Annotated in this window: 20 protein-coding genes, 1 tRNA gene and 1 pseudogene; 10 read left to right on the top strand and 12 right to left on the bottom strand. The window is 63.9% G+C overall.

Annotation, left to right across the window (positions count from 1 at the left end; all coding sequences use genetic code 11):
- Positions 1 to 77: 77 nt before the first annotated feature.
- Together R3F72_RS08885 and R3F72_RS08880 are read right to left on the bottom strand one after the other, a co-directional pair.
- Positions 78 to 874, bottom strand: a pseudogene (locus R3F72_RS08885) (ISAs1 family transposase).
- A gap of 140 nt (positions 875 to 1,014) precedes the next feature.
- The gene (locus tag R3F72_RS08880; protein WP_087720184.1) at positions 1,015 to 2,001 is read right to left on the bottom strand and encodes a sugar-binding transcriptional regulator; all 987 of its coding nucleotides are present in this window, start codon (positions 1,999 to 2,001) and stop codon (positions 1,015 to 1,017) included.
- Between the two features lie 613 nt (positions 2,002 to 2,614).
- Between R3F72_RS08880 and R3F72_RS08875 the strand changes: the two genes are divergently transcribed.
- The gene (locus R3F72_RS08875; protein ID WP_332779466.1) at positions 2,615 to 3,112 is read left to right on the top strand and encodes a 6,7-dimethyl-8-ribityllumazine synthase; all 498 of its coding nucleotides are present in this window, start codon (positions 2,615 to 2,617) and stop codon (positions 3,110 to 3,112) included.
- 74 nt (positions 3,113 to 3,186) lie between these two features.
- Here R3F72_RS08875 and R3F72_RS08870 read toward each other — a convergent pair whose 3' ends face one another.
- From R3F72_RS08870 to R3F72_RS08855, 4 genes are all read right to left on the bottom strand, one after another.
- A complete protein-coding gene (locus R3F72_RS08870) occupies positions 3,187 to 4,689 on the bottom strand; it encodes a tripartite tricarboxylate transporter permease (protein WP_332779465.1) in 1,503 nt (500 codons plus the stop codon).
- A 32-nt stretch (positions 4,690 to 4,721) separates the two neighbouring features.
- On the bottom strand, positions 4,722 to 5,165 hold the full coding sequence (locus tag R3F72_RS08865; protein ID WP_087720181.1) for a tripartite tricarboxylate transporter TctB family protein: 444 nt from the start codon (positions 5,163 to 5,165) through the stop codon (positions 4,722 to 4,724).
- Positions 5,166 to 5,257: 92 nt separating this feature from the next.
- Positions 5,258 to 6,310, bottom strand: a complete 1,053-nt coding sequence (locus tag R3F72_RS08860; RefSeq protein ID WP_332779464.1) for an ABC transporter substrate-binding protein — start codon at positions 6,308 to 6,310, stop codon at positions 5,258 to 5,260.
- A 260-nt stretch (positions 6,311 to 6,570) separates the two neighbouring features.
- A complete protein-coding gene (locus tag R3F72_RS08855; RefSeq protein WP_087720179.1) occupies positions 6,571 to 7,623 on the bottom strand; it encodes a class I fructose-bisphosphate aldolase in 1,053 nt (350 codons plus the stop codon).
- 552 nt (positions 7,624 to 8,175) lie between these two features.
- Between R3F72_RS08855 and R3F72_RS08850 the strand changes: the two genes are divergently transcribed.
- From R3F72_RS08850 to R3F72_RS08840, 3 genes are all read left to right on the top strand, one after another.
- The gene (locus R3F72_RS08850) at positions 8,176 to 8,559 is read left to right on the top strand and encodes a CidA/LrgA family protein (protein ID WP_332779463.1); all 384 of its coding nucleotides are present in this window, start codon (positions 8,176 to 8,178) and stop codon (positions 8,557 to 8,559) included.
- Positions 8,552 to 9,280: an LrgB family protein gene (locus R3F72_RS08845; protein ID WP_332779462.1), complete on the top strand. Its 729-nt coding sequence runs from the start codon at positions 8,552 to 8,554 to the stop codon at positions 9,278 to 9,280. The genes R3F72_RS08850 and R3F72_RS08845 overlap by 8 nt, the downstream gene beginning before the upstream one ends.
- A 201-nt stretch (positions 9,281 to 9,481) precedes the next feature.
- Positions 9,482 to 10,240, top strand: a complete 759-nt coding sequence (locus tag R3F72_RS08840) for an alpha/beta fold hydrolase (RefSeq protein WP_332779461.1) — start codon at positions 9,482 to 9,484, stop codon at positions 10,238 to 10,240.
- A gap of 77 nt (positions 10,241 to 10,317) precedes the next feature.
- On the opposite strand, the gene lhpI is transcribed toward R3F72_RS08840, so the two are convergent.
- Positions 10,318 to 12,195, bottom strand: a complete 1,878-nt coding sequence (gene lhpI, locus R3F72_RS08835) for a cis-3-hydroxy-L-proline dehydratase (protein ID WP_332779460.1) — start codon at positions 12,193 to 12,195, stop codon at positions 10,318 to 10,320.
- Between the two features lie 176 nt (positions 12,196 to 12,371).
- Between lhpI and R3F72_RS08830 the strand changes: the two genes are divergently transcribed.
- From R3F72_RS08830 to R3F72_RS08820, 3 genes are read left to right on the top strand one after another with little or no spacing between them, the layout of a single operon-like run.
- Positions 12,372 to 13,436: a type I glyceraldehyde-3-phosphate dehydrogenase gene (locus R3F72_RS08830; protein WP_332779459.1), complete on the top strand. Its 1,065-nt coding sequence runs from the start codon at positions 12,372 to 12,374 to the stop codon at positions 13,434 to 13,436.
- Positions 13,433 to 14,611 carry a phosphoglycerate kinase gene (locus R3F72_RS08825; protein WP_332779458.1) on the top strand — a complete coding sequence of 393 codons (1,179 nt, stop codon included), beginning with the start codon at positions 13,433 to 13,435 and terminating at the stop codon, positions 14,609 to 14,611. Before R3F72_RS08830 ends, R3F72_RS08825 begins: the two co-directional genes overlap by 4 nt.
- 30 nt (positions 14,612 to 14,641) lie before the next feature.
- Entirely contained in the window at positions 14,642 to 15,562 is a 921-nt protein-coding gene (locus R3F72_RS08820) for a DMT family transporter (RefSeq protein ID WP_239496299.1), read from the top strand.
- Between the two features lie 65 nt (positions 15,563 to 15,627).
- On the opposite strand, the gene R3F72_RS08815 is transcribed toward R3F72_RS08820, so the two are convergent.
- The 5 genes from R3F72_RS08815 to R3F72_RS08795 form a co-directional block, all read right to left on the bottom strand.
- A tRNA-Ser gene (locus R3F72_RS08815) sits at positions 15,628 to 15,717 on the bottom strand.
- Between the two features lie 146 nt (positions 15,718 to 15,863).
- On the bottom strand, positions 15,864 to 16,595 hold the full coding sequence (locus R3F72_RS08810; RefSeq protein WP_110650436.1) for a transporter substrate-binding domain-containing protein: 732 nt from the start codon (positions 16,593 to 16,595) through the stop codon (positions 15,864 to 15,866).
- A 207-nt stretch (positions 16,596 to 16,802) separates the two neighbouring features.
- On the bottom strand, positions 16,803 to 18,314 hold the full coding sequence (locus tag R3F72_RS08805) for a tripartite tricarboxylate transporter permease (RefSeq protein WP_110650437.1): 1,512 nt from the start codon (positions 18,312 to 18,314) through the stop codon (positions 16,803 to 16,805).
- Positions 18,315 to 18,773 carry a tripartite tricarboxylate transporter TctB family protein gene (locus R3F72_RS08800; protein WP_071230786.1) on the bottom strand — a complete coding sequence of 153 codons (459 nt, stop codon included), beginning with the start codon at positions 18,771 to 18,773 and terminating at the stop codon, positions 18,315 to 18,317.
- On the bottom strand, positions 18,770 to 19,759 hold the full coding sequence (locus R3F72_RS08795) for a Bug family tripartite tricarboxylate transporter substrate binding protein (protein WP_332779457.1): 990 nt from the start codon (positions 19,757 to 19,759) through the stop codon (positions 18,770 to 18,772). Before R3F72_RS08795 ends, R3F72_RS08800 begins: the two co-directional genes overlap by 4 nt.
- A 189-nt stretch (positions 19,760 to 19,948) precedes the next feature.
- On the opposite strand from R3F72_RS08795, the gene R3F72_RS08790 reads away from it, so the two are divergent.
- Genes R3F72_RS08790 through R3F72_RS08780 form a run of 3 tightly spaced genes read left to right on the top strand, consistent with a single transcriptional unit; the run spans position 19,949 to position 23,102 of the window.
- Complete coding sequence (locus R3F72_RS08790) at positions 19,949 to 20,650, top strand: response regulator (protein ID WP_087720168.1); 702 nt, start codon at positions 19,949 to 19,951, stop codon at positions 20,648 to 20,650.
- A complete protein-coding gene (locus R3F72_RS08785; protein WP_332779456.1) occupies positions 20,647 to 22,065 on the top strand; it encodes a sensor histidine kinase in 1,419 nt (472 codons plus the stop codon). The genes R3F72_RS08790 and R3F72_RS08785 overlap by 4 nt, the downstream gene beginning before the upstream one ends.
- A complete protein-coding gene (locus R3F72_RS08780) occupies positions 22,062 to 23,102 on the top strand; it encodes an ABC transporter substrate-binding protein (protein WP_332779455.1) in 1,041 nt (346 codons plus the stop codon). Before R3F72_RS08785 ends, R3F72_RS08780 begins: the two co-directional genes overlap by 4 nt.
- Positions 23,103 to 23,189: the final 87 nt, after the last annotated feature.

The raw sequence follows: 23,189 nt of genomic DNA, 5'->3' as shown, positions 1-23,189 counted from the left end.
ACCGGAGTCGAGCCACAGTAATGACTCTTTATCCACTCGGCTTGCTGCGCAAGGCGATCGCACGTAGCGATCCATTCTCATTCAATCCCGAGTAGGTGGGCGCGGTAGTCATCCGATGTCGCCGCAATGATCCGCTGGGTCTTGAAGCTGCCCTTGCGCTTCACCGCATCCAGCCGAATCAGGTTAAGCATCAGGCGCTTGAAGTTGGCCAAGTTATGCGCCGCGTGGGCCATCCGTGCTCGCATCTAGTCATCGGCAAAGGCCACATCCAGGCACCAGTGCATCCGGTTCTCGATGCCCTAGAGCTGACGCACCGCCCTGGCCAACCGCTCTGCATCGGGAGCCAGGCTACGGATATAGGTCTGGCCAGCGAGTCGGGCATTCCCGCGCCTCAAAGACATGGCAGCGCCGCCGCCCGTGATCTTTGTTGACGATTTCACTGACCTGATGAGACGTTCTCTCGGGTGGCTCCGACAGGAAGGTGTCGAAGAAGTCTTCCATGGCCTCCCTGAGTTGTGGCTGGTTGTCCTTCACAGGCCTTGGCCGATCGCCGGCTGGTCTTGTCGTCCAGCGCCACCACCTGCGGCGAGACGCCAGGCAGTACGCTTTCGACCCAGTGTCGGAAGGCAGCTTCGAACTCTGCTGGGCTCATCAGCCCTAAGAGGCGCGCAAAGGTATCGTGCGAGGGAATCCCATTGGGCAAGGTAAGGTACTGCCGCAGCCAGGACAGCTTCCCCCTGGCCCAGAGTTCGATCTCCTCGAACGTGTCAGCGCCAACCAGGATGCCGCAGGCCGCCATGGTCAGCACGTCCGACAAGGAATGATGAACCTTGCTGGACTGGCGGGGATCGGTGACGGCAACGAAAACACCCATGATGGGGTGTGAGGACTGGGGCATGAGGGAACTCTGACCAAATGCCCAGCTATACCGGCTCACACGCAATCCTTCAAATGCGATCGATTACCGACGTGCGATCGCCCTGGCTTGCTGCGACTTGTTAGGGACTGGCGACGTTAATTAGGCTCGTCATCGACCCGTGTCGCTTCATCCAGGCGCAGAATCGTGTGCGCATTGGTGACGCTGGTCGCCAGCGTATCGATCACGCCGGTACGCAGCGCCCCGAGAATGCCGGCCGCCTTGGTGTTCTCGGCGGCGATGGCGATGACATCGGGGATCCGCGCCAGATCGGTGATCGTCAGGCCGATCACGCGGCCCTGCATCGGCGTCAGCGACGGACGGCCGTAGATATCGATGAAGTCGTAACCCATCATGTCGCCGACGGTACCGGAAAGCCGCGCCTCGGCGGTCTCCTGTGGCGTGAACCAGCCCATGCGCACCATGTTGCTGTTCTCGCTGAGGTCGCCGATGCCGATCAGGGCGAGATCAGCGCGCCGGGCGCGGTCCAGCGTCTGGCGAATGGTCGGATTTTCATACATCGCGTCGCGCAGCTCGAGATTCTGCACCAGGGCCGGGGCGTAGAGCGTCTCGCTGTCACCGCCGAACTTGATCGCCAGGCGCCGACAGATATGGTCCGGGTTCATGTACTCCCCGGCCCGCACCGATCCCCCGATGGCGCAGACGAAGGAACACTGGCGCTGGCCCTGCTCGAAGACGTTGTCCGCCACCGCGCCGACGTTGCGGCCCATGCCGACGGCGACGATCGCCCCGTCGCTCAACTGCCGCGAGAGATGGTCGGCCACCAGGCTGGCCACGTTGGCCCGCTGGACGTCGGCATCGGCGTGATCGAGGGCAATCAATGCGCGCTTGATGCCGAAACGCCGCTTGAGCGCCTGCTCGATTTCCGCGCTGACCGCCGGGTGCTGGCGCACCCGAACGTCGACGATCCCTTCGGCTTGCGCGCGCTTGAGCAACCGCCCTGCCTTGACGCGAGAGATCCCCAGCCGATTGGCGATGACCTCCTGCGTTTCCCCCTCGGTGTAATAGAGGGTGGCAATTTCCGTCATCAGGGCGATATCGGCGTTTTCGTTGCGCTCGTTCATGCACGCTTCCATGTTTTGAGAAAATCGAATCCTGAAAGGTCGAATCCGGCCCGGCTTGGCCGCCTCACGATACCACAAGCGCCCTCGACTCCGGCTTTCTCGCGGGCCAGGAACGGCGTAGACTATCGGCGGATTGCGGTTCGCCGCAGTCGGTTCTCAGGGCGGGGTGAAAGTCCCCACCGGCGGTAATGATGCGGCGTGAAAAGACACGCCAGCCTCTAAGCCCGCGAGCGCCTGCCTAATTTCCCGGAGGCGCTGGATAAATCGACGAGCAGATTGAAGCGCAAGGCACCCGGCGCGCAGAAGACGAGGCATAACGAGTTGTTAGCCGAGTTTTCGAGCACCGCGTAACGTAGCGATTCGATCGCGCAGACATTTAGCCAGCGTCTACGGCGGCGGGGTCAGCAGATTCGGTGCAATTCCGAAGCCGACGGTCATAGTCCGGATGAAAGAGAACGGTTCCCCTTGCGACGACGATTCGGTCGGCCCCGCGTGGTTATCGGTGATTTTCGCCGTTTTCACGCCCATGCCAACTGCCTCCCGTGATTCCCAAGCGGACCCGCAGCCCTGATTCTGGTTAACGTGACCTCGGTCATCTGAATAGGAAACGACCATGAATCAGTCCTACCCCCCGCAGCTCTCCTCCCAGACGCTGTCGCAACGCATTGCCTTTATCCGCGCCGACTGGCACGGCGATATCGTCGGCAACTGTCACGCTGCCTTCCTCGACGCGGTCGCCGAACGCGGCTTTGCCGTGGAACAGGTCGACACCTTCACCGTCCCGGGCGTATTCGAGATTCCGCTGCAGGCCAAACTGCTGGCCAAGAGCGGCCGTTACGCCGCGATCGTCGCCTCAGGGTTCGTCGTCGACGGCGGCATCTATCGCCACGACTTCGTCTCCACCGCGGTGATCGACGCGCTGATGTCGCTGCAGGTCGAGCAGGAAGTGCCGGTGCTCTCCGCCGTGCTCACGCCGCATCACTTCCACGAGCACGAGGCGCATGCAACCTTCTTCCGGCAGCACTTCCTGACCAAGGGGCGCGAAGCGGCCGAGGCGTGTCTGACGACGATGGAAAACCTCAATCAGGTGCGCAAGCTAAGCGCTGATTGATCGTTCGCTATCCCGACGTAAAGAGCCCACGCCATCCTCGATGGCGTGGGCTTTTTTTGCGTTGCAGGTCTGGCTCAGCTTGCGACGGTCGCCTGCCGACGGTTGCGTACCCGCAGATAGATCGCGAAGGCCAGCGAGACCGCGATCAGCACCCACAGGGACATGGCGATCGGGCTCTTGGTGAAGAAGATCGACAGGTTGCCGTAGGACTCGATGCTTTTCACGAAGTAGACCTCCGCCGACTTGCCCAGGATGAAGCCGATGATCAGCGGCACCGTTTCCAGGCCGATCTTATGGGCGACCCAGCCGAAGATCCCGAAGATCAGCAGGGTCCAGACGTCGAACATGATGCCGTAATTGATCGCGTAGGCGCCGACCACGCACATCATGATGATCAGCGGGTACAGAATGTACTTCGGCACCTCGATCACCTTGGCGATGTGGCGGATTGCGAAGTACATGATGCCGAACATCAGCACGTTGGCCGCCAGCAAGGCGATGATCATCAGATACCAGGTATCGATGTTGTTGCCGATGAACAGCGGGCCGACCTGAATGCCCTGCAGCGTGAAGGCACCGATCAGAATCGCGGTGGTGGAATCCCCGGGGATGCCCAGCGAGAGCAGCGGCACCAGCGCGCCACCGGTCAACGCATTGTTGGAAGATTCCGAAGAGACGATCCCCTGCGGCGCGCCCTTGCCCATCTGGGAAGAGTCACGCGAGAAGTTCTTCTCCTGGCTGTAGGCCAGCACCGAAGCGGCGCTGCCACCGACGCCCGGCAGAATTCCCACGAAGGTGCCGATGCTCGAGGAGCGCACCAGGTTGAGCAACTGGCCCTTGAATACGTTGAACTTGAACTTCGCACCGCCCTTGAGCGAAATCGGCCCCTGACCCGTCTCGTCCTTGAAACCCTTCTCGGCGTCCAGCAGCACGGTCGTCAGCCCGAAGATACCGATCAGCACCGGCAGCAGCGAAAAGCCATCGATCAGGTAATACTCCATGAAATCGAACATCAGACGGGTTTCACCGTTGCCCCCCTCCGTGATCGAGTAGGTACCGATCAGGCTGAGCCAGACGCCCAGTACACCGCTGAAGATACCCATCAACATGTTGGAGCAAAGCGAGGCGATCACGGTCAATGCCAACAGGATGATCAGGAACTTCTCGACGTAGGAGAACTTGATCGCGAAATCCGCCAGCACCGGCGCGAAGAAGAACAGCACCGCGGCGCTGAACAGCCCGCCGAAGACCGAGGCGACGATGCCGATCTTGAGCGCGCGCTCGCCCTCGCCCCGCTTGGCCATCGGATAGCCGTCGAAGGTGGTGGTGATCGACGAGGGCGTGCCGGGAATGTTGATCAGCACGGCGGGAACCATCCCGCCCGAAATACCGCCGACGTAAAGCCCCAGCAGCAGCGCGATGCCATTCTCGAGCCCGAAGGCATAGGTCAGCGGCAGACAGACGGCCACCGCCATGGTGGCGGTCATGCCGGGAATCGCGCCGAAGATGATACCGATCAGGGTTCCCGCGGCGATCAGCCCGAAGAACATCGGCGTGAGGTGAGACAGGATATCCATGAGACGAGTCTCCGATGGTCAGGCCAAAAAGATCAGGGCAAGGTGATGCGGAACAGCTGTGCCAGCACATACCAGGCCAGCGTCGGGGCAATCAGCGCGTTCAGCACCAGAATGATGAACAGCCGCCGCGTCAGATGATCGACGTACAGAAGCGACAGCAGGAACACGAACAGCACCGACATGATCAGGAAGCTGTAGCCGGTGTTGGGGAACACGTCGCTCAGCACGCTCATCAGATAAAAGTAAGCCGTCGTCAACGCCAGCGTGCCGAAGAAGCGCTTGTGGTCGAACTCGCCCTCGCGCCCTGCCAGTACACGGCCGGCACGCTTCAGGCCGGGCACCAGCAGCCGATAGCGGGTGATCACGATCATCGCCAGCAGGATGACCAGGATCCAGGTGACGATACGGGGAAAGAAGAGATGCGATTGGTCGAAGTCGATGCTGACATCGAGCAGCGACAGCCATTGGCTTTCCATGGAAAGCGGCACGTGCGCGGGGCGCCACCGGCCGCCTCCGTGGTGCAACCTAATCGTGCCGGCCGACGTTCGCCGGCCGGCACGCGGCAGGATCAGCCTTTCAGGTCGCTGATGATGGTCTTGTAGTCGTCGTTCTTCTCTTCCAGATAGCTGGCCGCTTCCTGGGTCGGCTTGTAGTCGGGCACGAAGAACGAGCGCTTCAGCTGCTCCTGGAGCTCATCCCCCTCGTACACGTCGGCCAGGGCACTGTCGATGCAGTCGATCGCGGCAGGATCCATGTCCTTGTTGTACAGCAGGAAGAATTCCTTATCGAAGGTGAAGTCCTGGTCCTCGCCCATCGGCACGCTGGCGTTCGGCGTCACGTACTGCAGCAACTGCTCGCGCGTGGTATCACCCATGCCTTCTTCGTTGGTCTGGGCAATGGTCTTCTCTCGAGCCGTGATCCAGACGAAGCGCATCGCCTTCTGGTCGTCGGCGGGCAGCTGGGTGTACTGCTCGTTGGCCTGGACCGAACCGTTGATCACATCCACCGCCCCGTCGAACAGCAGCTGGTTCTTGTCCGCCTGGGAGCCGGTGTTGACGGCAACGATGTTGCTCTCCTTGCCCGGATACTGCATCCGCACGGCGTTCTTCAGCGCGGTAAAGCCGATCTCGGAAACACCGCCCGGCTGGATGGCGACCTTCACCTGCTTGCCGTCACCGGCGGCTTCGATGATGTCGCTCATCGACTGATAGGGCGAGCTTTTCGGTACCAGGTAAGCGTTGCCCGGGTTGATGGCGATGGTCGGCCCGACGACGAACTTGCTGAAGATGTCGGGATAGCCGTTCACGCCGTAGAGATGACCCAGATAGGAGCCATCATGGAAGATCATGATCGTGTTGCCGTGCCGGCTACGCTCCAGCGCCTGGAAGCCGGGCATGACACCGACGGCGTCGACCTTGGCGTTGATGTCGAGCTGCTCGGCCAACTGGTCGACCACCATGCTGGACACCTGATAGGTATCGCCGCCGGTCGACGTCGAACCGATCACGACGCGCAGGTTGCCCGGCAGCGGACAGTCGTCGGCGGCCTGGGCGGAAGCCGATACGCCAATGGCGGCACTGGCCAGCACGGCCAGACAGGTCTTACCCAAAATCGCTTTCATGATGCGTCTCCCTCATACCGTTGTCCCACATGCGAAGCGCAACCCGATGCGCCGCCCCCGGTGGAACCAAATGATAGCGTTATCATCGAACACGCCTTGCACGGTAGAGAAAGCGACTTTGTCAGACAATTCAACTTAAGTCGCCCGACCAAAGTCGCAACCGCTCGGCTTGGGCAACTTGCTGATAACGGGACGAAAAAAGCCCGGCCATGGCCGGGCTTCTGCAACGGTTGGCGAACGTCTAACGTTCGACGAGTCTGTCAGGCGATTGTCACGTCCTTGGAGAGGTAGACATCCTGGACGGCGTTGAGCAGCTCGATACCTTCCTTCAGCGGCTTCTGGAACGCCTTGCGACCGGAGATCAGACCCATGCCGCCGGCACGTTTGTTGATGACGGCGGTACGCACGGCTTCGCCCATGTCGGAATGGCCCTTGGAGCCACCGCCGGAGTTGATCAGCCCGGCGCGTCCCATGAACGAGTTGGCCACCTGATAGCGGGCCAGATCGACCGGATGATCGCTGGTCAGTTCGCTGTAGACCTTGTCGTGGGTATGGCCGAAACCGATCGCCTTGTAGCCGCCATTGTTCTCCGGCAGCTTCTGCTTGACGATATCCGCCTTGATGGTCGCCGCCAGATGCACCGCCTGGCTGGTGAGGTCGGAAGAGACGTGGTAATCGGTGCCGTCTTTCTTGAACTCGGGGTTGCGCAGGTACGACCACAGCACGGTGACCATGCCCAGCTCGTGCGCGCGCTCGAACGCCTCGCTGACTTCCTGGATCTGGCGACGGCTATCTTCGGAACCGAAGTAGATCGTGGCGCCGACCGCGATGCAGCCCATGTCGTGAGCCTGCTCGATCTGCGCGAACATGGTCTGCTCGTACATCGCCGGCAGCGTCAGGCTCTCGTTGTGGTTGAGCTTGAGCATCATCGGGATCTTGTGCGCGTAGCGCCGCGCGACGGACGAGAGCACGCCCAGGGTGGAACAGACGCAGTTGCAGCCGCCCTGCAGCGCCAGTTCGACGATGTTCTTGGGATCGAAATACATCGGGTTGGGCGCGAAGGAGGCACCAGCCGAATGCTCGATACCCTGATCGACCGGCAGGATGCTGAGATAGCCCGTGCCACCCAGACGACCAGTATTGAACAGCGTCTGCAGGTTACGCATCACGTGCGGGCTGCGGTCGGTATCGGAGAATACGCGGTCGACGAAATCGGGCCCCGGGAGATACAGGTCTTCTTTCTTGAAACCCGTACAGGTATAGCTGAGAAGGCTGTCGGCTTCCTTGCCCAGTAACTTGGCAATATCGGTCATGTTGCTTTTCCTCTGTCCTCAAGATGGGTCATCCGGGGAATCTCGACCTGGGCCGTTTCCCTCTCTACCAAAGATGGCTACCCGATAATGGCTGCTCTAGGGCCTGTGGCCGTTTCAGCGCGAACCGCGTTGCTGCGCCGCGTACCGTCCGGAAAGACTGGCGCCAGCCGATGACGTCGCACGACCGGTCCCACGGAACCCGATCAGGTGCGCATTCACCGCCCCCACGCGCAACCGTTTCACGCCGCGCTGCCCATACTGCAGCCCTCTCTCCAGCCGCGGCGATCATCGATTAGCCGTAGAACGTCGCCAAGAATAAGCGACAATGCGTCGCAGTTCACGTCCATGCACCGTTTCTGCATCGCCTGTCTCTTCTGTCGGACGCCTGACGGGGCCTCCCAGACTGTCACATTTCGTATCCGGGCAATGGCTGAAAATCGTCATGGGAAAGTCTTGAGCCATCGCCGAGGATCACGTCTTTCGCATCAACCTGCGGGGGAACGTTGCGCCTTTGGTATGATGCTAACCTTTCAGCGATCCGGGGTTTCAGCGATGTCCGTTCTGCGCGGCTTTCTGTGGCTGCTTGCCTTTCTGTTGCTGGGGCAGACCTTCGTGCAGCTACTTCACATTCCGATGCCCAGCGGTGTAATAGGCATGCTGCTGTTGACGCTTTGGTTCGGCTATCGCGGTCGCATGAATCCGGATGTCGTGCATGTCAGCCAACCGCTGATCGCCATGCTGGCACTGCTGATCATGCCCGGTGTCGTCGAGATATTCTTTGTCGCCGATCAATTTGCAGACCAATGGGCCGCGATTCTGACCGCCCTGATCGCCGGCACGCTGCTCAGCGTGTTGTCGAGCCTGCTGCTGATGCGCCGTTACCTCCCCGCCGACGACGAGCCCACCAATCCTCTCGGAAGCATCGACCATGAATGACTGGCTCGCGCGTCTTTCGCAGTTGCCGCAACAGTGGTTCGAGTCGCCGATCGCGGCGATCGCGCTCACTCTCGGCGCCTACTTCTTCGGCATTCGCCTGTTCAAGCTGATGCGCCGACCCAGCTGGTGCCCACCGATGCTGATCGCAGCGATCACGATTGCCGTGGTCGTCGCCTCGTTGCCCATCGGCATCGATGACTACAACCGGGGCGCCAGCTGGCTGATGCTGCTGCTGGGCCCGGCTACCGTCGCGCTGGCCGTCCCGCTCTACCAGCAGCTGCCGCAGATACGCGCATTGTGGAAGCCGATTCTGATGACGCTCCCGCTGTCGGCGACGCTGGCCGCCTGCTACGCGGTGATCATCGCCGCCATCATGGGCGCGCCGAAGGACGTGCTGGCCTCGCTGGCGCCCAAGTCGGTGACCTCGCCCATCGCGCTCGGGCTGGCCGAAGAACTCGGCGGCTCGCGGGCGCTGCTGATGGGAGCGTTGCTGACGACGGGCATTACCGCCATCTTCGGGGTGGAGTGGCTGAGCCGGATCCTGCGTATTCGTGACCCACGGCTGATCGGCCTGGCGCTGGGCATCAACGGGCACGCCCTGGGCACCGTACGCGCGTTCGAACTCGGCACGGTCGCCGGTGCCTTCGCCTCGCTGGGCATGAGCCTGACCGGCGCCTTTACCGCCATCGTGCTGCCGCTCGTCTGGCATCTTTTCTACTGAAAGCGTTTTCTGTCTATTGAAACCGCTTATGTCTATTGAAGCCGTTTCTGTCTATTGAAGCCGCTTTCTGCAGGCGTTCTGCCGAATGGCTTCTCCATCGAACGGCGTGCCGTACCGCGCTCGCCCCTGACAGCGGCGAAGATCGCGCTACGCTGATAGCAGTTCGTCGAACATTTCGATGACCTCGACAGGAGACACCCGATGACGATAGCCAGTGACAGCGGTCAGGGAGACCCGACGCTGGTGCTCATGCACTTCTTCGGCAGTTCCCATCATGAGTGGGAGGCGGTGCTGCCGCTGCTCGACGATCGATACCGGGTCGTCACGCTGGACATGCCGGGCTTCGGCCGCGCCAGCGAGGTGGCCGGGTTCGACGTCGCCTCGATGACACGGCACGTCGAGCAGTGCATCGATGCCGCCAAGCTCGACGACGTGATCCTGGTCGGCCACTCGTTCTCCGGGCGCATCGCGATGACCGTCGCCGCCAATCGCCCGGCATGGCTACGCGCGCTGATCCTGATCGCGCCGTCGCCGCCGGGGCCGCAGTCGATCGGCGAGGAGGAGCATCGGTTCCAGCGGGAATTCGACTTCAGCGAAGCCCAGGCGCGCCAGTTCATCGACGGCGCCAGCGAGGTGTCACTCGCACCGACGCTCTACCAGCAGGCGGTGGAAGATGCCATCAACGCCAACCCGGCCGCGTGGCGCGCCTGGCCGACGACGACCTATGCCGAGGACTGGCGCGAGACCGTCGGCAAGCTGGCCTATCCGGCCTGGGTGCTGGTCGGCGACCAGGACCCGTCGCTGCCACCGGAGACGCAGCGTGCCGAAGTCATGCCGCACCTTCCGCAAGGCAAGCTCGAGGTTTTTCCCGGCTATGGTCACCTGCTTCCCATGGAGATGCCGGAAACCCTGGCCGAGCAGCTCAACGCGATTGCCGCCCAGTTGACGAAGAACCGCTGACGAGCGACTGACCACAGGCGACTGACCGCAGGCGACCACTGACTGCAGGCGACCAGAAACAGCCGCCATCCGCTGTTTCACTCGCCTAGCCAGGCCGGCATCGCGGCGGCAAGCCGGCCGTCGACGGCGGCAGTCACGCATGTCGAAAGTCCGGCGAATCTCACCTGCCGCCCCACCAGCCCTGGCGCATAGTGGGCGTACTTGGCGGAGTTGGTCAGAATCGTGCGGGCCGACGGCGCGACGATCGGCGCCTGGAGCATGCACCAGCAGGTATCGGTCATGATTCGGCTACCGAAGGCTTCCAGCGTCGCCAGATGGCCGGCGCGCCGGGCCTGCCCTGCCACGTGCCGGCTGGTCGTGACGATCAGCTCGACGTCATCGTGCTTGCGCCGACCACGGCACAGCGAAGCCAGCGTCGCGAACTCGTCCAGCGAAAAGTGCGGATTCCCCAGCGCGATCAGATCGACGCGTTCGCCCCGCTCGCCATTGAGCTCCAGCCAGCCACGGCGCAGATCGGCCATCGTCGGCGCCCAGCTCGCCTCGGGTGGCACGCCTCCCAGCGCTGTCTGGCTATCCACGGCCTCCGGGGTGACACCCGCGACATGAAACAGGCCCGCCGACGCCGTGGTGGCGAAGGCCGCCCCGAACGCCTTGAGCGCCGACGGCGCCTCGCCACTCGAGATGTCCAGCCCACAGATGACCGGCACCCGATCGCCGGCATAGGCGCCGATCACGTAGCCCAGCAGCGGATACAGCGACTCATCCGCTGCCGGCAAGGGCGGCAGATCCACGCGGAGTCGAGCCCACCGATTCGTCTCCAGATAGTAGCCTGAAGAGGGCGCGCGGCCGGTCAGCGCAATGCAGATATCCAGCAGATCCGGTGTCTTGTTGGTCCGGGCGCCCAGCACGCTGTTGGCATAGACCACCGCGTTGGACTCCGCCCAGGCGATCGGTTCGTCCAGCTGCGGCGGGCCGTCGAGCAGATAGGGCGCGCAGGTGTAGGTCGGTTGCGCCCCCAGCGCCACGTAGGCATCGGCCAGGCGGCTGGCGGGAACGCCGAGGGCATCGGGAACGCCGTCCGCCTCCCAGCGGCGGCGATCCACCGAGATCGCGTTGAGCGTGGTGGGTACGCGTACCCGGCCGCCCCACGCGGCCAGTCGTTCCGCGAAGGCCAGTCCCGCGGGGCCGGTGTAGATGCAGCCATCGACATGTACCCGAGTCACGTCGAGCAGTCCGAGCGCGCCCTGCAGACGCGCCATGCGCAACACGATGCGCATGGCGGCCTGGGCCGCCGGGCCGTCCTCGCCGTCGAGACAGCGCCGATCCGCCGGCGTGAGCGCGAACCCGTCGTTGGCGGCAATCGCCGGGGCCGGCTCGTGCCCGAGCTCCCCGCCGGCCGTCACGCTGGCCAGGCCCGCCAGTCGCGGGCCGCTCAGTACCAGCCGCCTGCCCCGATGGAGCGTGACGAGATGCGCCGCCTGCGCCATGGCGAAACGCGCGTCGTCCAGCACCACGATCGGCACCGACAGCGACAAGACTTCCTCGGCGACGATGGCGCCCAGGGCGATGATGTCATCGACCCGGTTGAGCACGATCACCGCCGGCGCCTGCCCGGCGTGGATGGCCTCCAGCAGCACCACGCTGCCGGTACACGACCCCCGCCCGTGGGGAATGACCAGCGCCCGCCCGGCGATGCCTTCGCCGCACAACGGGTGGTGGCGATCGATGATTTCGCCTCGGTCCGGGTCCACGCCGCCCCACAGGCTGAGCGGCGTCGAACTGGCCAGCACCACCCCGCTGCCCTCGCCCTCGACCAGGCATTCAGTGGCGGAAAGATAGAACGACAACGACTCGAGATGGCGCCTCATGACGAACGGGCCCGAGAATGCGACGCCGAACCCGACAATCTCGGCAGCGCCTTCGCAACGATAGACATCGGAGATATCACCCAGCAACGCGGAACATCACCTCAAACTATGGGGCAGCCCTGGCGTCGTCCAGCGGTTTACCCGATTCGATCGAGATTTTCCCGTCCAGCGTGCCTCAGGCTCGAATTCTGCCCACCAGGACCGAATGCGCTAAGATGCTCCCATTCGCTCTTCCCAGGGTTATCAGGATTCACGATTCGCCCATGACCTACCGCGTCGCCATCAACGGCTACGGCCGCATCGGCCAGAGCGTGCTGCGCGCGCTGATCGAACGCCCCGACCTGCCGCTGGAAATCGTTGCCATCAATGAGCTTTCCGACCTCGAGACGATCGCCTACCTGACTCGCTACGACACGACTCATGGACGCTTTCCCGGTCAGGTAGAAGCACGGGATGGCTGCCTGGTCATCAACGGCCGCACCATTCGGGTGCTCAACGCTGCCGAACCGGAAGCGCTGCCGTGGGGCGAACTCGGGATCGATCTGCTGCTGGAGTGCTCCGGCAGCTTCAAGGATCGCGCCACGGCCGAGCGCCATCTCCAGGCCGGCGCAGCGCGGCTGCTGTTCTCCCAACCGGCGGAGACCGACGTCGACACCACGGTCGTCTATGGCGTCAATCACGCAGCAATCGCCCGCGACATGCGCATCGTCTCGGCGGCCTCGTGTACCACCAACTGTCTGATACCGATCCTCGACGTGCTGGAAGCCAGCTTCGGCGTCTCCCACGGCGTCACCACCACCATCCATTCGGCGATGAACGACCAGCCGGTGATCGACGCCTACCACAACAGCGACCTGCGCCTGACACGGTCGGCGATGCAGTCGATCATCCCCGTGGACTCCGGCCTGGCACGCGGCATCGGCCGGTTGATGCCGCATCTGGCGGATCGTTTCGAATGTCTTCACGTACGCGTGCCGACCATCAACGTCTCGGCCATGGACATGGCGATCTCGCTCGAGCGCGAGACCGACGCCGCTGCCGTCAACGCCTGTCTGGCCGCCGCGAGTCGCGAACGCTACCCGGGGCTGCTCGGCATGACCTACGAACCGATGGCCTCGGTCGACTTCAACCACGATCCGCGCTCGGGTATCGTGGATGCCACCCAGACCCGCGTGGCCGGCGGCCGCCTGCTCAAGCTATTGTGCTGGTTCGACAACGAGTGGGGCTTCGCCAACCGGATGCTCGACGTCGCCCGCCACTGGCTCGAACTGCCCTCCGCCGTTTCCGACCCCGTCACTTCTCTTCACCGTAAGGAAAGGACCCTATGAACCTACTCAAGATGTCTGAACTGGATCTCGCCGGGAAACGCGTACTGATCCGCGAGGATCTCAACGTGCCCGTCAAGGGCGGCAAGGTCACCAGCGATGCGCGGATTCGCGCCAGCTTGCCAACCATCAAGGCGGCACTCGATGGCGGCGCCAGCGTCATGCTGATGAGCCATCTCGGACGCCCCACCGAGGGCGAGCCCGCCGACGAGTTCTCGCTGGCCCCGGTGGCGGAGCATCTCTCCAGCCTGCTCGGCAAACCGGTACGGCTGGAGAAGGATTATCTCGACGGCAAGGTCGAGATCGCCGACGGGGAAGTCGTGCTGCTCGAGAACGTGCGCTACAACAATGGCGAGAAAAAAGACGACGAAGCGCTGGCCAAGGCCTACGCCGCCCTTTGCGATATCTATGTCATGGATGCTTTCGGTACCGCCCACCGCGCCCAGGCGTCTACCCATGGCGTGATCCGGTTCGCGCCGCAGTCCTGCGCCGGGCCGCTGCTGGCCAACGAGCTCGATGCGCTGGAAAAGGCGCTCAGCGCGCCCAAGCGTCCGATGGCCGCGATCGTCGGCGGCTCCAAGGTGTCGACCAAACTCGATGTGCTCTATTCGCTGTCGGAGAAATGCGATCAGTTGATCGTCGGCGGCGGCATCGCCAATACCTTCATCGCCGCGGCCGGCTACGGGGTGGGTAAATCGCTCCATGAAGCCGATCTGGTCGACAAGGCCAAGGAGTTGATGGTCAGGGTCGAGATTCCGCTGCCGACCGATGTCGTCGTGGCGACCGAGTTCTCTGAATCCGCCACGGCGACCGTCAAGCCGGTCGATCAGGTCGGCGACGACGAGATGATTCTGGACATCGGCCCGGAAACCGCCCAGCACCTCGCCAGCCTGCTGGAAAATGCCGGCACCATTCTCTGGAACGGCCCGGTCGGCGTGTTCGAGATCGACCAGTTCGGCAACGGCACCAAGGTACTGTCGAAGGCGATTGCCGCGAGCCCTGCCTTCTCGATCGCCGGTGGCGGCGATACCCTGGCAGCGATCGACAAGTACGGCATCGCCGATCAGGTTTCCTACATCTCCACCGGCGGCGGCGCCTTCCTGGAGTACGTCGAAGGCAAGACCCTGCCCGCCGTGGCCGCGCTGGAGAAAGCCGCGCAGGAAAAGGCCTCGAGCTGATTCCCGATTCGCTTCAGACAAGGAGTTAGCGTGCCAAGGAAGGCGACGCCATTCCCTCTCGACCTCGCCAGCCGTGTCTCTCCGGCACGGCTGGCAGCGCTGGGCATTCTGCTGGCCGGCGCGCTCTGGGGGGTCTACTGGTATCCCGTTCGCCGCATCGAGGCGCTCCAGCTCGGCGGCGTCTGGGGATCGCTGATCATCGCCGCCACGGCATGCGTGGTGCTCTCCCCCTGGGCGCTGGTCCAGCGTCGTCGGCTTGCCCGTTCGTCCGCACTGGGGCTTGCCTCGGTCACGTTGGGCGGGGCGGCGTTCATGCTCTACTCCATCGGCCTGGTTCATGGCCAGGTCGCCGTGGTCATTCTGCTGTTCTACCTGACCCCGGTCTGGAGCACCCTGATCGAACGGCTATGGTGGCGCTGGCCGCTCACTGGGCGACGCGTAGCCGTCATCCTCGTGGGGCTGGTCGGTTTGGGACTGGTGCTCGGCGCCAACGGCTCCCCGCTGCCGCACGGCATCGGTGACTGGCTGGGGCTGGCCTCGGGATTGATGTGGGCAGTCGCTTCCAGCGGCATGCGCTCCCACAACACCCTCGGCCCCGGAGAAGGCAGCTTCCTGTTCGCGATCGGCGCCCTGGTCACCGCCGTGCTGCTGGCCCCCTTTCTCTCTCCCTGGCCCGGCTTGCCGTCGATGGAAACCGGATGGCGCGTAGCAGGCTGGATCCTCGCCGCGGCGATTCTGTGGTGGTCGGCATCGCTGGCCCTCGTCGTCTGGGCAGCCGGCCATCTGCCCCCCGCCCGGCTGGGCATCCTGATGATGAGCGAAGTGCTCGTCGGCGTCTTCTCGGCGGCGCTGTTCGCCAACGAGTCGCTGGCCTGGCTACAAGGGCTGGGCGCAGCGCTGGTGATCACCGCCGCGATTCTGGAAGTGATGCCGGCGAGAGCAGGCGCCTGAACGCCGATGCTGCGAGGAGTCCAGAAACGAAAAAGCCGGCTCCATGAGCCGGCTTTCATCATTCGTGGCGGAGAGGGAGGGATTTGAACCCTCGATACCCGCGAAGGTATGCCGCATTTCGAGTGCGGTGCATTCGACCACTCTGCCACCTCTCCTTGGCGAGACTCGCGCCGAGCCTAGTGACCCACGCTTATGGCGTCGATACCGGCTCACGATCCTCCCGCGGCGGAAAAAATAACAGAAAAGAATCGAAACGTTAACGTCGCGATCTAAATATTCCCGCTTTCCAGCGCCTGCCGGCTCACTCCGCCGCCTGCGTCTCGTCCTGGCCGCTTTCCGACAGCGCACGCTTCACCAGGCCCTCCCGCTTCATGCGGGCAAGAAAGTCCTCGACATAACGCGTGACCGCGTCCGATGCCTGCGCCTTGGGTATCGCCATGCACTGCTCGATCGCCGTGAAGCGACCGGGCAGGACACGATAGCCAGGGTTCGATCCGGCATAGGCCGCGAGCGGCTGACGAACGCCGGCAGCCGCCTCCAGTTGCCGCTCGACGAACAGCTCGATGGCCGCCGCCGACGTGGCAGCGCGCACCAGGCTTGCCTGCTGCAGCGCGCGGGTCAGGTAAAGGTCATAGGCCGCGCCCTTGCCCACCGCGATGCGAACATCGCTGCGATCCAGCTCGTCGACATCGCGAAACGGCGAGGTTTTCGGCACCAGATAGGTGCCTTCGATGACCACGTAGGGCGCAGTGAACTGGATCTTCTCGGCGCGCACCGGATCACGGGCGAGAAAGCCGATGCGCCAGGCATCGTCGTCGATCGCCGAGAACACGTCTCCGGCACCGTCGAAGGTGGCGAATTCGGCTTCCACGCCAAGCTCGGCTGCCAGCGCCCGCGCCAGTACCGCCGAGACACCAGCCGGCTCGCCATCCTCGCCGCGCTGCGCAAGCACGATATTGCCGTAGTTGATGGCGACGCGCAGTCGCCCTGCCGGCGCCAGCGCCTCGATTACCGCTGATTTGTCATCGTTCATGAATCACGCTCCTTGATCAGCACCACGCCAGGCATCTTCACGCACTATAGCCGGAGATCGACAGACACTCGCCGAAGACGGCGCCCTTAAAATAGCGATACCTGTGAACCGCGATCTTTCGTAAAGACCATTCCAATGACGACGGCCCCGCCTGAGCGGGGCCGTCGAATTCATAAGCGATATCTTCGAGCCGGTAACGATATCGCGTCAGGAAGCCTTGGCCGCCGGCAGGAACTTCGCCTTCAGCTTGCCGGCGAACATCGGTATCAGCACCACCAACGCGGCGGCGATCCACAGCCCGATGGAGAGGCCGGACTGGAACAGGATGCCGACGTCGCCGCCGCTGATCGACAGCGCCCGGCGCAGGTTCTCTTCCATCAAGCCGCCCAGCACGAAGCCGAGCACCACCGGCGCCAACGAGAAGCCGAACTTGCGCAGCAGGTAGCCGAACACGCCGATGATCAGCATCAGGTAGATCGCCATCAGGTCGGAATGCAGCTGATAGACGCCGACGAAGGCGAGAATCGCTACGCTCGGCACCAGCAGCCAGCGCGGTACCTGCAGCACGCGGGCGAACACGCCGGCCAGCGGCAGGTTCAGCAGCAGCAGCATGACGTTGCCGATGTAGAGCGACGCGATCAGACCGCCCACCACTACCGGCTGCTCGCGGAACATCATCGGACCGGGGTTGATGTTGTAGAGCATCAGCGCGCCGAGCAGGATCGCCGTGGTGCCGGAGCCGGGGATACCCAGCGTCAGCATGGGAACGAAAGAGCCGGCGGCAGAGGCGTTGTTGGCCGCTTCCGGCGCGGCCAGGCCACGCATGTTGCCGGTGCCAAAGCTGTTGTCGTGATCGCTGATGCGCTTTTCGGTGGTGTAGGCCACGGCGCTGGCGACCGAGGCGCCGGTACCCGGTAGCACGCCGATGACGAAGCCGATCACGCTGGAGCGCAGGATCGCCCACTTGCAGTACAGCACTTCGCTCATCTTGACCATGACCCGACCGATCGGCGCCATCTCGCCTTCCTGATCGTGACGGAAGGCGTGCTCGAGCATCAGCAGGATCTCGCTGACCGCGAACAGGCCGATGATCATCACCACGAAGTCGATGCCGTCGTAGAGTTCGGGCATGTCGAAGGTGAAACGCAGCACGCCGGTGCCGGAGTCGACGCCGACCGTCGAGATCAGCACGCCCAGCACGGCGCCGATCAGCGTCTTGACCGGATCCTTGCCCATCATCGCGGACATGGAAGCGAAGGCGAAGATCATCAGCGCGAAGAATTCGGCGGGGCCAAACTTGACGGCAACGATCGCCAGCAGCGGGGCGAACAGGGTCAAACCGATGATCGCCACGGTGGCGCCGATGAACGAACTGACCGCCGACAGACCCAGGGCCGGCCCGGCGAGGCCCTTCTTGGCCAGCGGATGGCCGTCCAGCGTGGTCATGACCGCGCCGGCGTCACCGGGCACGTTGAGCAGAATGCTCGACATGCGGCCGCCGTATTCGGACCCCGTGTAGATGCCGGCCAGAAGAATCAGCGCGGACTCCGCCGGCAGCCCCAGCGTGTAGGCCAGCGGCATCAGGATGGCGATACCGTTGATCGGCCCGATGCCCGGCAGGGCGCCGAACAGCGTGCCGAGCAGCGCGCCCAGGAAGGCCAGCCCCAGATTGAGCGGGGTCAGGGCGACACCGAAGCCCTGGATCAGAAAATCGAACATTCAATTGCTCCCCAGCAGCGGCTCGATCCAGCTACCGGTCGGCAGCGAGATTCCCAATCCGTAGGTGAATAGCAGATAGCTGCCGAGCGCCAGCAGCAATCCGCCGATGATCGCTTTCATCGGCGTGGCGCCGAACAGCCAGGCGATGACGATGCTGACCAGAGCGGTCGTCACCAGGTAACCCAGATTGATGAACAGCGCCGCATAGATGCCGAGCACTGCCATGGTGATGACCAGGCGCAACAGCAACGCGCCGCTCGGCCATTGGCCGCTGGCGCCGGGACGGATGAAAAGCACGATCGCCAGAACCGCCAGAAGACCCGACAGCAGCAGCGGAAATGCTTTCGGCCCGACCGGGTCGTAGCTGAACGGCACCTGTAGCTGCCAGGCCTGGACGGCGATGAACGCCGCCAGACCGAGCAACAGCAAACTCAGGATTCGGTCGGCGGCGAGTCTCATTTCGTCAAACCCACTTCTTTGGACAGTTGCTGGAAGTCGGCGACCTGCTGCTGCACGTACTGATGGAAATCATCACCGAACTTGGACATCGGGAACAGCCCGCGACCCTCGCGCAGCGCCTTGAAGCTCTCGGTGTCGTTCAGCTCGCGCAGGCGATCGGCCCACTGCTGATAGGCTTCGTCGCTGACGTTCGGCCCCATGTAGTAACCGCGCCAGATCGGCCATTCGACATCGTAGCCCTGCTCCTTGGCGGTGGGGATGTCCGCGTAGGGGCCGCCCATGCGCTCTTCGGATAGCGCCGCCAGAATGCGGATCTCGCCGCTGTCGAGCTGCGGTTTCAGCTCGGCCAGGTCGCCGGTGAACACCTGGATGTGCTCGCCCAGCAGTGCCGCCAGCGCTTCACCGCCGCCCTCGAAGGAGACGTAGCGCAGCTTGCGCGGATCGACATCGTCGGCCTTGGCCATCAACGCCGCTTTCATCCAGTCCTGGCTGCCGACGGTACCGCCGGCACCGATCACCACGCCGGACGGGTCCTGCTTCAGCGCTTTCATCAGCTCATCGAGGTTGTTCCACGGCGCATCCTTGCGGACCACGATCGCGCCGTAGTCGACACCCAGCGCACCCAGCCAGCGAACGTCGTCGACCTTGTGCTCGAGACCGAACTTGCCCAGCGCCAGGTTGAGCGCAGCACCGGTGCTTGCGGCCACGATCAAATTGGGATCGTCGTCGCGCACGCCGGTGACATGGTTATAAGCCACGGCGCCGATACCGCCCGGCATGTAGCTGACCATCATCGGCTCGTCGATCAGCTTGGCGTCCTGCAGGCCGTTGGCCGCCAGACGACAGGTCAAATCGTAACCGCCACCCGGCTTGGCTGGTGCGATACACTCGGGCGGCTTGGCCTGGGCCTGAACGGCGCCGGCCAGCAGCGCGCCGCCGGTCACGGCGGCAACCAGCCAGCGAGAGAGGAATCGAGAGTTGGGCATGCTGTGCGTCTCCTACCTGGGTTGTTATGCTCGCAAAATCTCGTGGCGGGCACCGGACTCGGGCCGGTTTTGCCTACCGACGGCGCGATGCTAGAGCGCTAACCTTTCATCAACCTGTCATCTAAGCCTTTGTCGTATAGGACATTAGTCGTACAAGACATGGCTAGCAGATGGCCTCGAGAAACCGCCATGCACCTGCTCGTGATCGAAGACGATCCGCTGCTGTCACGCTCGCTGAGCCAGGCAATGACTCGCCACGGTTACACTGTCGATGCACTATCACGCGTCGACGACGCCATCCAGGCGCTACGCCAGGGCCGCTTCGACCTGGTCCTGCTCGATCTCGGTCTGCCCGATGGCAGCGGTCTCGGCGTGCTCGAATGGTTACGCGCCCACGCCGACCCCACGCCGGTAATGATTCTGACCGCGCGGGATGCGCTGGAGGATCGAGTCCGCGGGCTGGATCTCGGTGCCGACGACTATCTCGCCAAGCCGTTCTCGATCAGCGAGCTGGAAGCGCGGGTTCGCGCCCTGCTGCGGCGTAGTCAGCAGCGGCTCGACAACAGCGTGCGCTTCGGCGGTTTGAAACTGGACACCCGCTCTGCCAGTGCCTGGCTGAACGAGACCTCGCTGGATCTGCCACGACGGGAATTCAGCCTGCTGGAGGCGCTGATGCTCAACGCCGGGCGAATCGTGCAGCGCGAGGCGCTGGAGAACCGGCTGTTCGGCTTCGAGGCGGTGGGCGCCAACGCGCTCGATGTCTACAGCCGGCTGCGCAAGCGCCTGGCGGGCTCCGGCCTGTCGATTCGTACGCTGCGCGGTCTGGGCTATCGGCTGGAAGAGACAGCGGACAAACATGAGCCTGGCGCACCGCAGGAAGATCCCGAGTGATACCGCCGCAGACATCGCTCAAGCGACGCCTGGCGCTATGGCTCATCGCCATCGTCGCCGGGCTGGGGACGCTTTTACTGATCGAGGCCTACACCAGCGCACGCAAGGCCGCCGATCGAGCGATGGACGGTCAACTGGAAGCTGCCAGCCTGACCATCGCCGAATCGCTGCAATGGCCGGAGGGCAACCCCACCGTGGAAATGCCCGCCTCGGCACTGCAGATCCTCGCCACCCGCTGGCAGGAGCGGGTGTTCTACTGGCTGCAGGCGGACAACGGTCGCATCATCACCCAGAATGCCGACCTGCCGATCACCGACGCGATGCAGGCAGAGGCCAGGCTACAGCCGGTCTATCTCGACGCCGTCTACGACGGCCAGCCGATTCGCCTCAGCGGCCGCGAAGTGGATTCCGCCGGCTGGGACACCCAGGAGCCGGTGCAGCTGTGGGTCGGACACACACGCCATGGCCGCGACCTGCTGGCGCAGGAGCTGTTCCGAAAGAGCGCCACCCGCTTCGCCGCCATGGTGCTGATCACTGCCGCGCTGGTGGCGATCGCCATGCGCACCATGCTGGCGCCACTGCGTCGCCTTCGCCAGACGCTACGCGACCGAAGCGCCGACGACATCAGCCCGCTCAGGCTCGGCGTGCCGAAGGAGATGCTCGAACTGGTCGAGACCCTCAACCGGCTGTTCGCCGACCAGCGTCATCACCGCGACGCGCTGCTGCGTTTCATCGCCGACGCCTCGCATCAGCTCAAGACCCCGCTGGCCGGGCTGCAGAGCACCAGCGAACTGGCGCTGACCAGCCGCGAGCCGGCCATCTGGCGTCAGGCGCTCGAGACCGTTCACGACAGCGCCGGACGCACCAGCCGTCTCGCCGGCCAGATGTTGAGCCTGACCCGGCTGCAGCACCTGGGGCCGGGACACGAACGCCAGCCGCTGGCGCTGGATCGGCTGATGCGCGAGGTCGCTACCGACTGGGCCGACCGTCAGGACAGCCGCGATCACGATCTCGGCCTGGTCATCGACATGCCCACGCCGGTATGGGTCGAAGGAGAACGCTGGGCTCTGCACGAACTGCTCAACAACCTGCTCGACAATGCCTGTCGCTACACGCCGCCCGGCAGCGAAATCACGCTGGGACTCGCCCACGACGACGGCGACGACGAGCGGGTCACGCTCTCCATCGAGGACGACGGCCCCGGCGTCGATGCCGAATCGCTCGGCCGCCTGACCCAGCCGTTCGAACGCGGCCGGCGCCAGGATACGCGCGGCTCCGGGCTGGGGCTCGCCATCGCCGAATCCATCGCCGTGCGCCACGGCGGCCAGCTGTCGGTCTCCAACCGGCAGCCGCGAGGACTCCGGGTCACCCTGACGCTGGCCCGCTGTCGGCCACCCGAGGAGAGCAGGACATGAAACGACGCCTGCAGGTGATGCTCGGCTTTGCTCTGTGGCTGATTCTTGTCGGGACTGGCACCGCCCGAGCCGGCGAAAAGCTGATCATCGAAGCCGCGCTGGATCGCCAGATCGTCGATCCGGTACTCGACGCCTTCGCCGCCGAGAATCCGCAGATCGATCTCGACTATCGAGACCGCTCGACGCTGGAGGCCGACCGACGTGCCCGGGACCGTGAATCGCCGCCGGACGTGGTCATCAGTTCCGCCATGCCGTGGCAACTGGCGCTCAGCAACGAAGGCATGGCTCAGCCCCTCGACACGCCGGAAGTCGACCAGTGGCCGGCATGGGCGAAATGGCGCAACGAAGTGTTCGGCTTCACCTTCGAGCCGGTGGTGATGGCCTATCGCCTCGAGCTCGCTTCACACATGCCGCCACCGGAAACCCACCGCGACCTGCTCGATCTGCTGACTCACTATCGCCAGTGGCTCGATGGTCGCGTGGTGAGCTACTCGCCGCAGGAAAGTGGCGTCGGCTACACCCTGTTCCAGCAGGATGCTCGCTACACACCGCGAATCTGGGATCTGATCGCCGCCATGGGCGCCGCCACCGTCAACCTCGAAACCACCACCCAGCGCATGCTGGAAGGCTTGAGTGACGGCCGGTACTGGCTCGGCTACAACCTGCTGGGTTCCTATGCGATGCTCTGGGCACAGACCCATCCCGACATCATCGTCCAGGTCCCCAACGACTACTCGCTGGTGCTGATGCGGATGGCATTCGTCCACCGTGACGCGCCACACCCGGCCGCCGCCAGACGCTTCGTCCGCTTCCTTCTGAGCCGGCGCGGCCAGCACATCCTGGCCGGCCAGACGCCGCTGTTCAGCGTGCGCGACGATGTCGTCGGCCCCTACACCGCCCAGCGGCTGCGCGATCAGGTCGGCGACCATCTCTACCCGATTCCGATCAACGCCACGCTGCTGGCATTCGTCGACCCGCTGCGCCGCCAGGCGTTCCTGCGCCGCTGGGATCGGGAGATCCAGATCCTTTCAGAATGAGGGATGTCGGAATGGGCGATACCGATATGGCGACGGCTCCCGAATTGCCCCTGTGCCCGTCGTCGCAATGCCGTAAGATACGGCGCC

The organism is Salinicola sp. 4072, from assembly GCF_036663415.1.
Lineage (GTDB): Bacteria > Pseudomonadota > Gammaproteobacteria > Pseudomonadales > Halomonadaceae > Salinicola > Salinicola salarius_A.
Note: the sequence above shows the minus strand (reverse complement) of the source record. Positions and strands in the feature narration are given on the sequence as shown.

What these genes read in the sequence shown, in the direction of transcription:
- R3F72_RS08780 (WP_332779455.1), top strand. Translation starts at nt 22,062, where the DNA reads ATGAAACGACGCCTGCAGGTGATGCTCGGCTTTGCTCTGTGGCTGATT.
- R3F72_RS08830 (WP_332779459.1), top strand. Translation starts at nt 12,372, where the DNA reads ATGACCTACCGCGTCGCCATCAACGGCTACGGCCGCATCGGCCAGAGC.
- R3F72_RS08810 (WP_110650436.1), bottom strand. Translation starts at nt 16,595, where the DNA reads ATGAACGATGACAAATCAGCGGTAATCGAGGCGCTGGCGCCGGCAGGG.
- R3F72_RS08875 (WP_332779466.1), top strand. Translation starts at nt 2,615, where the DNA reads ATGAATCAGTCCTACCCCCCGCAGCTCTCCTCCCAGACGCTGTCGCAA.
- R3F72_RS08850 (WP_332779463.1), top strand. Translation starts at nt 8,176, where the DNA reads ATGTCCGTTCTGCGCGGCTTTCTGTGGCTGCTTGCCTTTCTGTTGCTG.
- R3F72_RS08800 (WP_071230786.1), bottom strand. Translation starts at nt 18,773, where the DNA reads ATGAGACTCGCCGCCGACCGAATCCTGAGTTTGCTGTTGCTCGGTCTG.
- R3F72_RS08845 (WP_332779462.1), top strand. Translation starts at nt 8,552, where the DNA reads ATGAATGACTGGCTCGCGCGTCTTTCGCAGTTGCCGCAACAGTGGTTC.
- R3F72_RS08805 (WP_110650437.1), bottom strand. Translation starts at nt 18,314, where the DNA reads ATGTTCGATTTTCTGATCCAGGGCTTCGGTGTCGCCCTGACCCCGCTC.
- R3F72_RS08865 (WP_087720181.1), bottom strand. Translation starts at nt 5,165, where the DNA reads ATGGAAAGCCAATGGCTGTCGCTGCTCGATGTCAGCATCGACTTCGAC.
- R3F72_RS08825 (WP_332779458.1), top strand. Translation starts at nt 13,433, where the DNA reads ATGAACCTACTCAAGATGTCTGAACTGGATCTCGCCGGGAAACGCGTA.
- R3F72_RS08870 (WP_332779465.1), bottom strand. Translation starts at nt 4,689, where the DNA reads ATGGATATCCTGTCTCACCTCACGCCGATGTTCTTCGGGCTGATCGCC.
- R3F72_RS08860 (WP_332779464.1), bottom strand. Translation starts at nt 6,310, where the DNA reads ATGAAAGCGATTTTGGGTAAGACCTGTCTGGCCGTGCTGGCCAGTGCC.
- R3F72_RS08840 (WP_332779461.1), top strand. Translation starts at nt 9,482, where the DNA reads ATGACGATAGCCAGTGACAGCGGTCAGGGAGACCCGACGCTGGTGCTC.
- R3F72_RS08855 (WP_087720179.1), bottom strand. Translation starts at nt 7,623, where the DNA reads ATGACCGATATTGCCAAGTTACTGGGCAAGGAAGCCGACAGCCTTCTC.
- R3F72_RS08790 (WP_087720168.1), top strand. Translation starts at nt 19,949, where the DNA reads ATGCACCTGCTCGTGATCGAAGACGATCCGCTGCTGTCACGCTCGCTG.
- R3F72_RS08795 (WP_332779457.1), bottom strand. Translation starts at nt 19,759, where the DNA reads ATGCCCAACTCTCGATTCCTCTCTCGCTGGCTGGTTGCCGCCGTGACC.
- R3F72_RS08880 (WP_087720184.1), bottom strand. Translation starts at nt 2,001, where the DNA reads ATGAACGAGCGCAACGAAAACGCCGATATCGCCCTGATGACGGAAATT.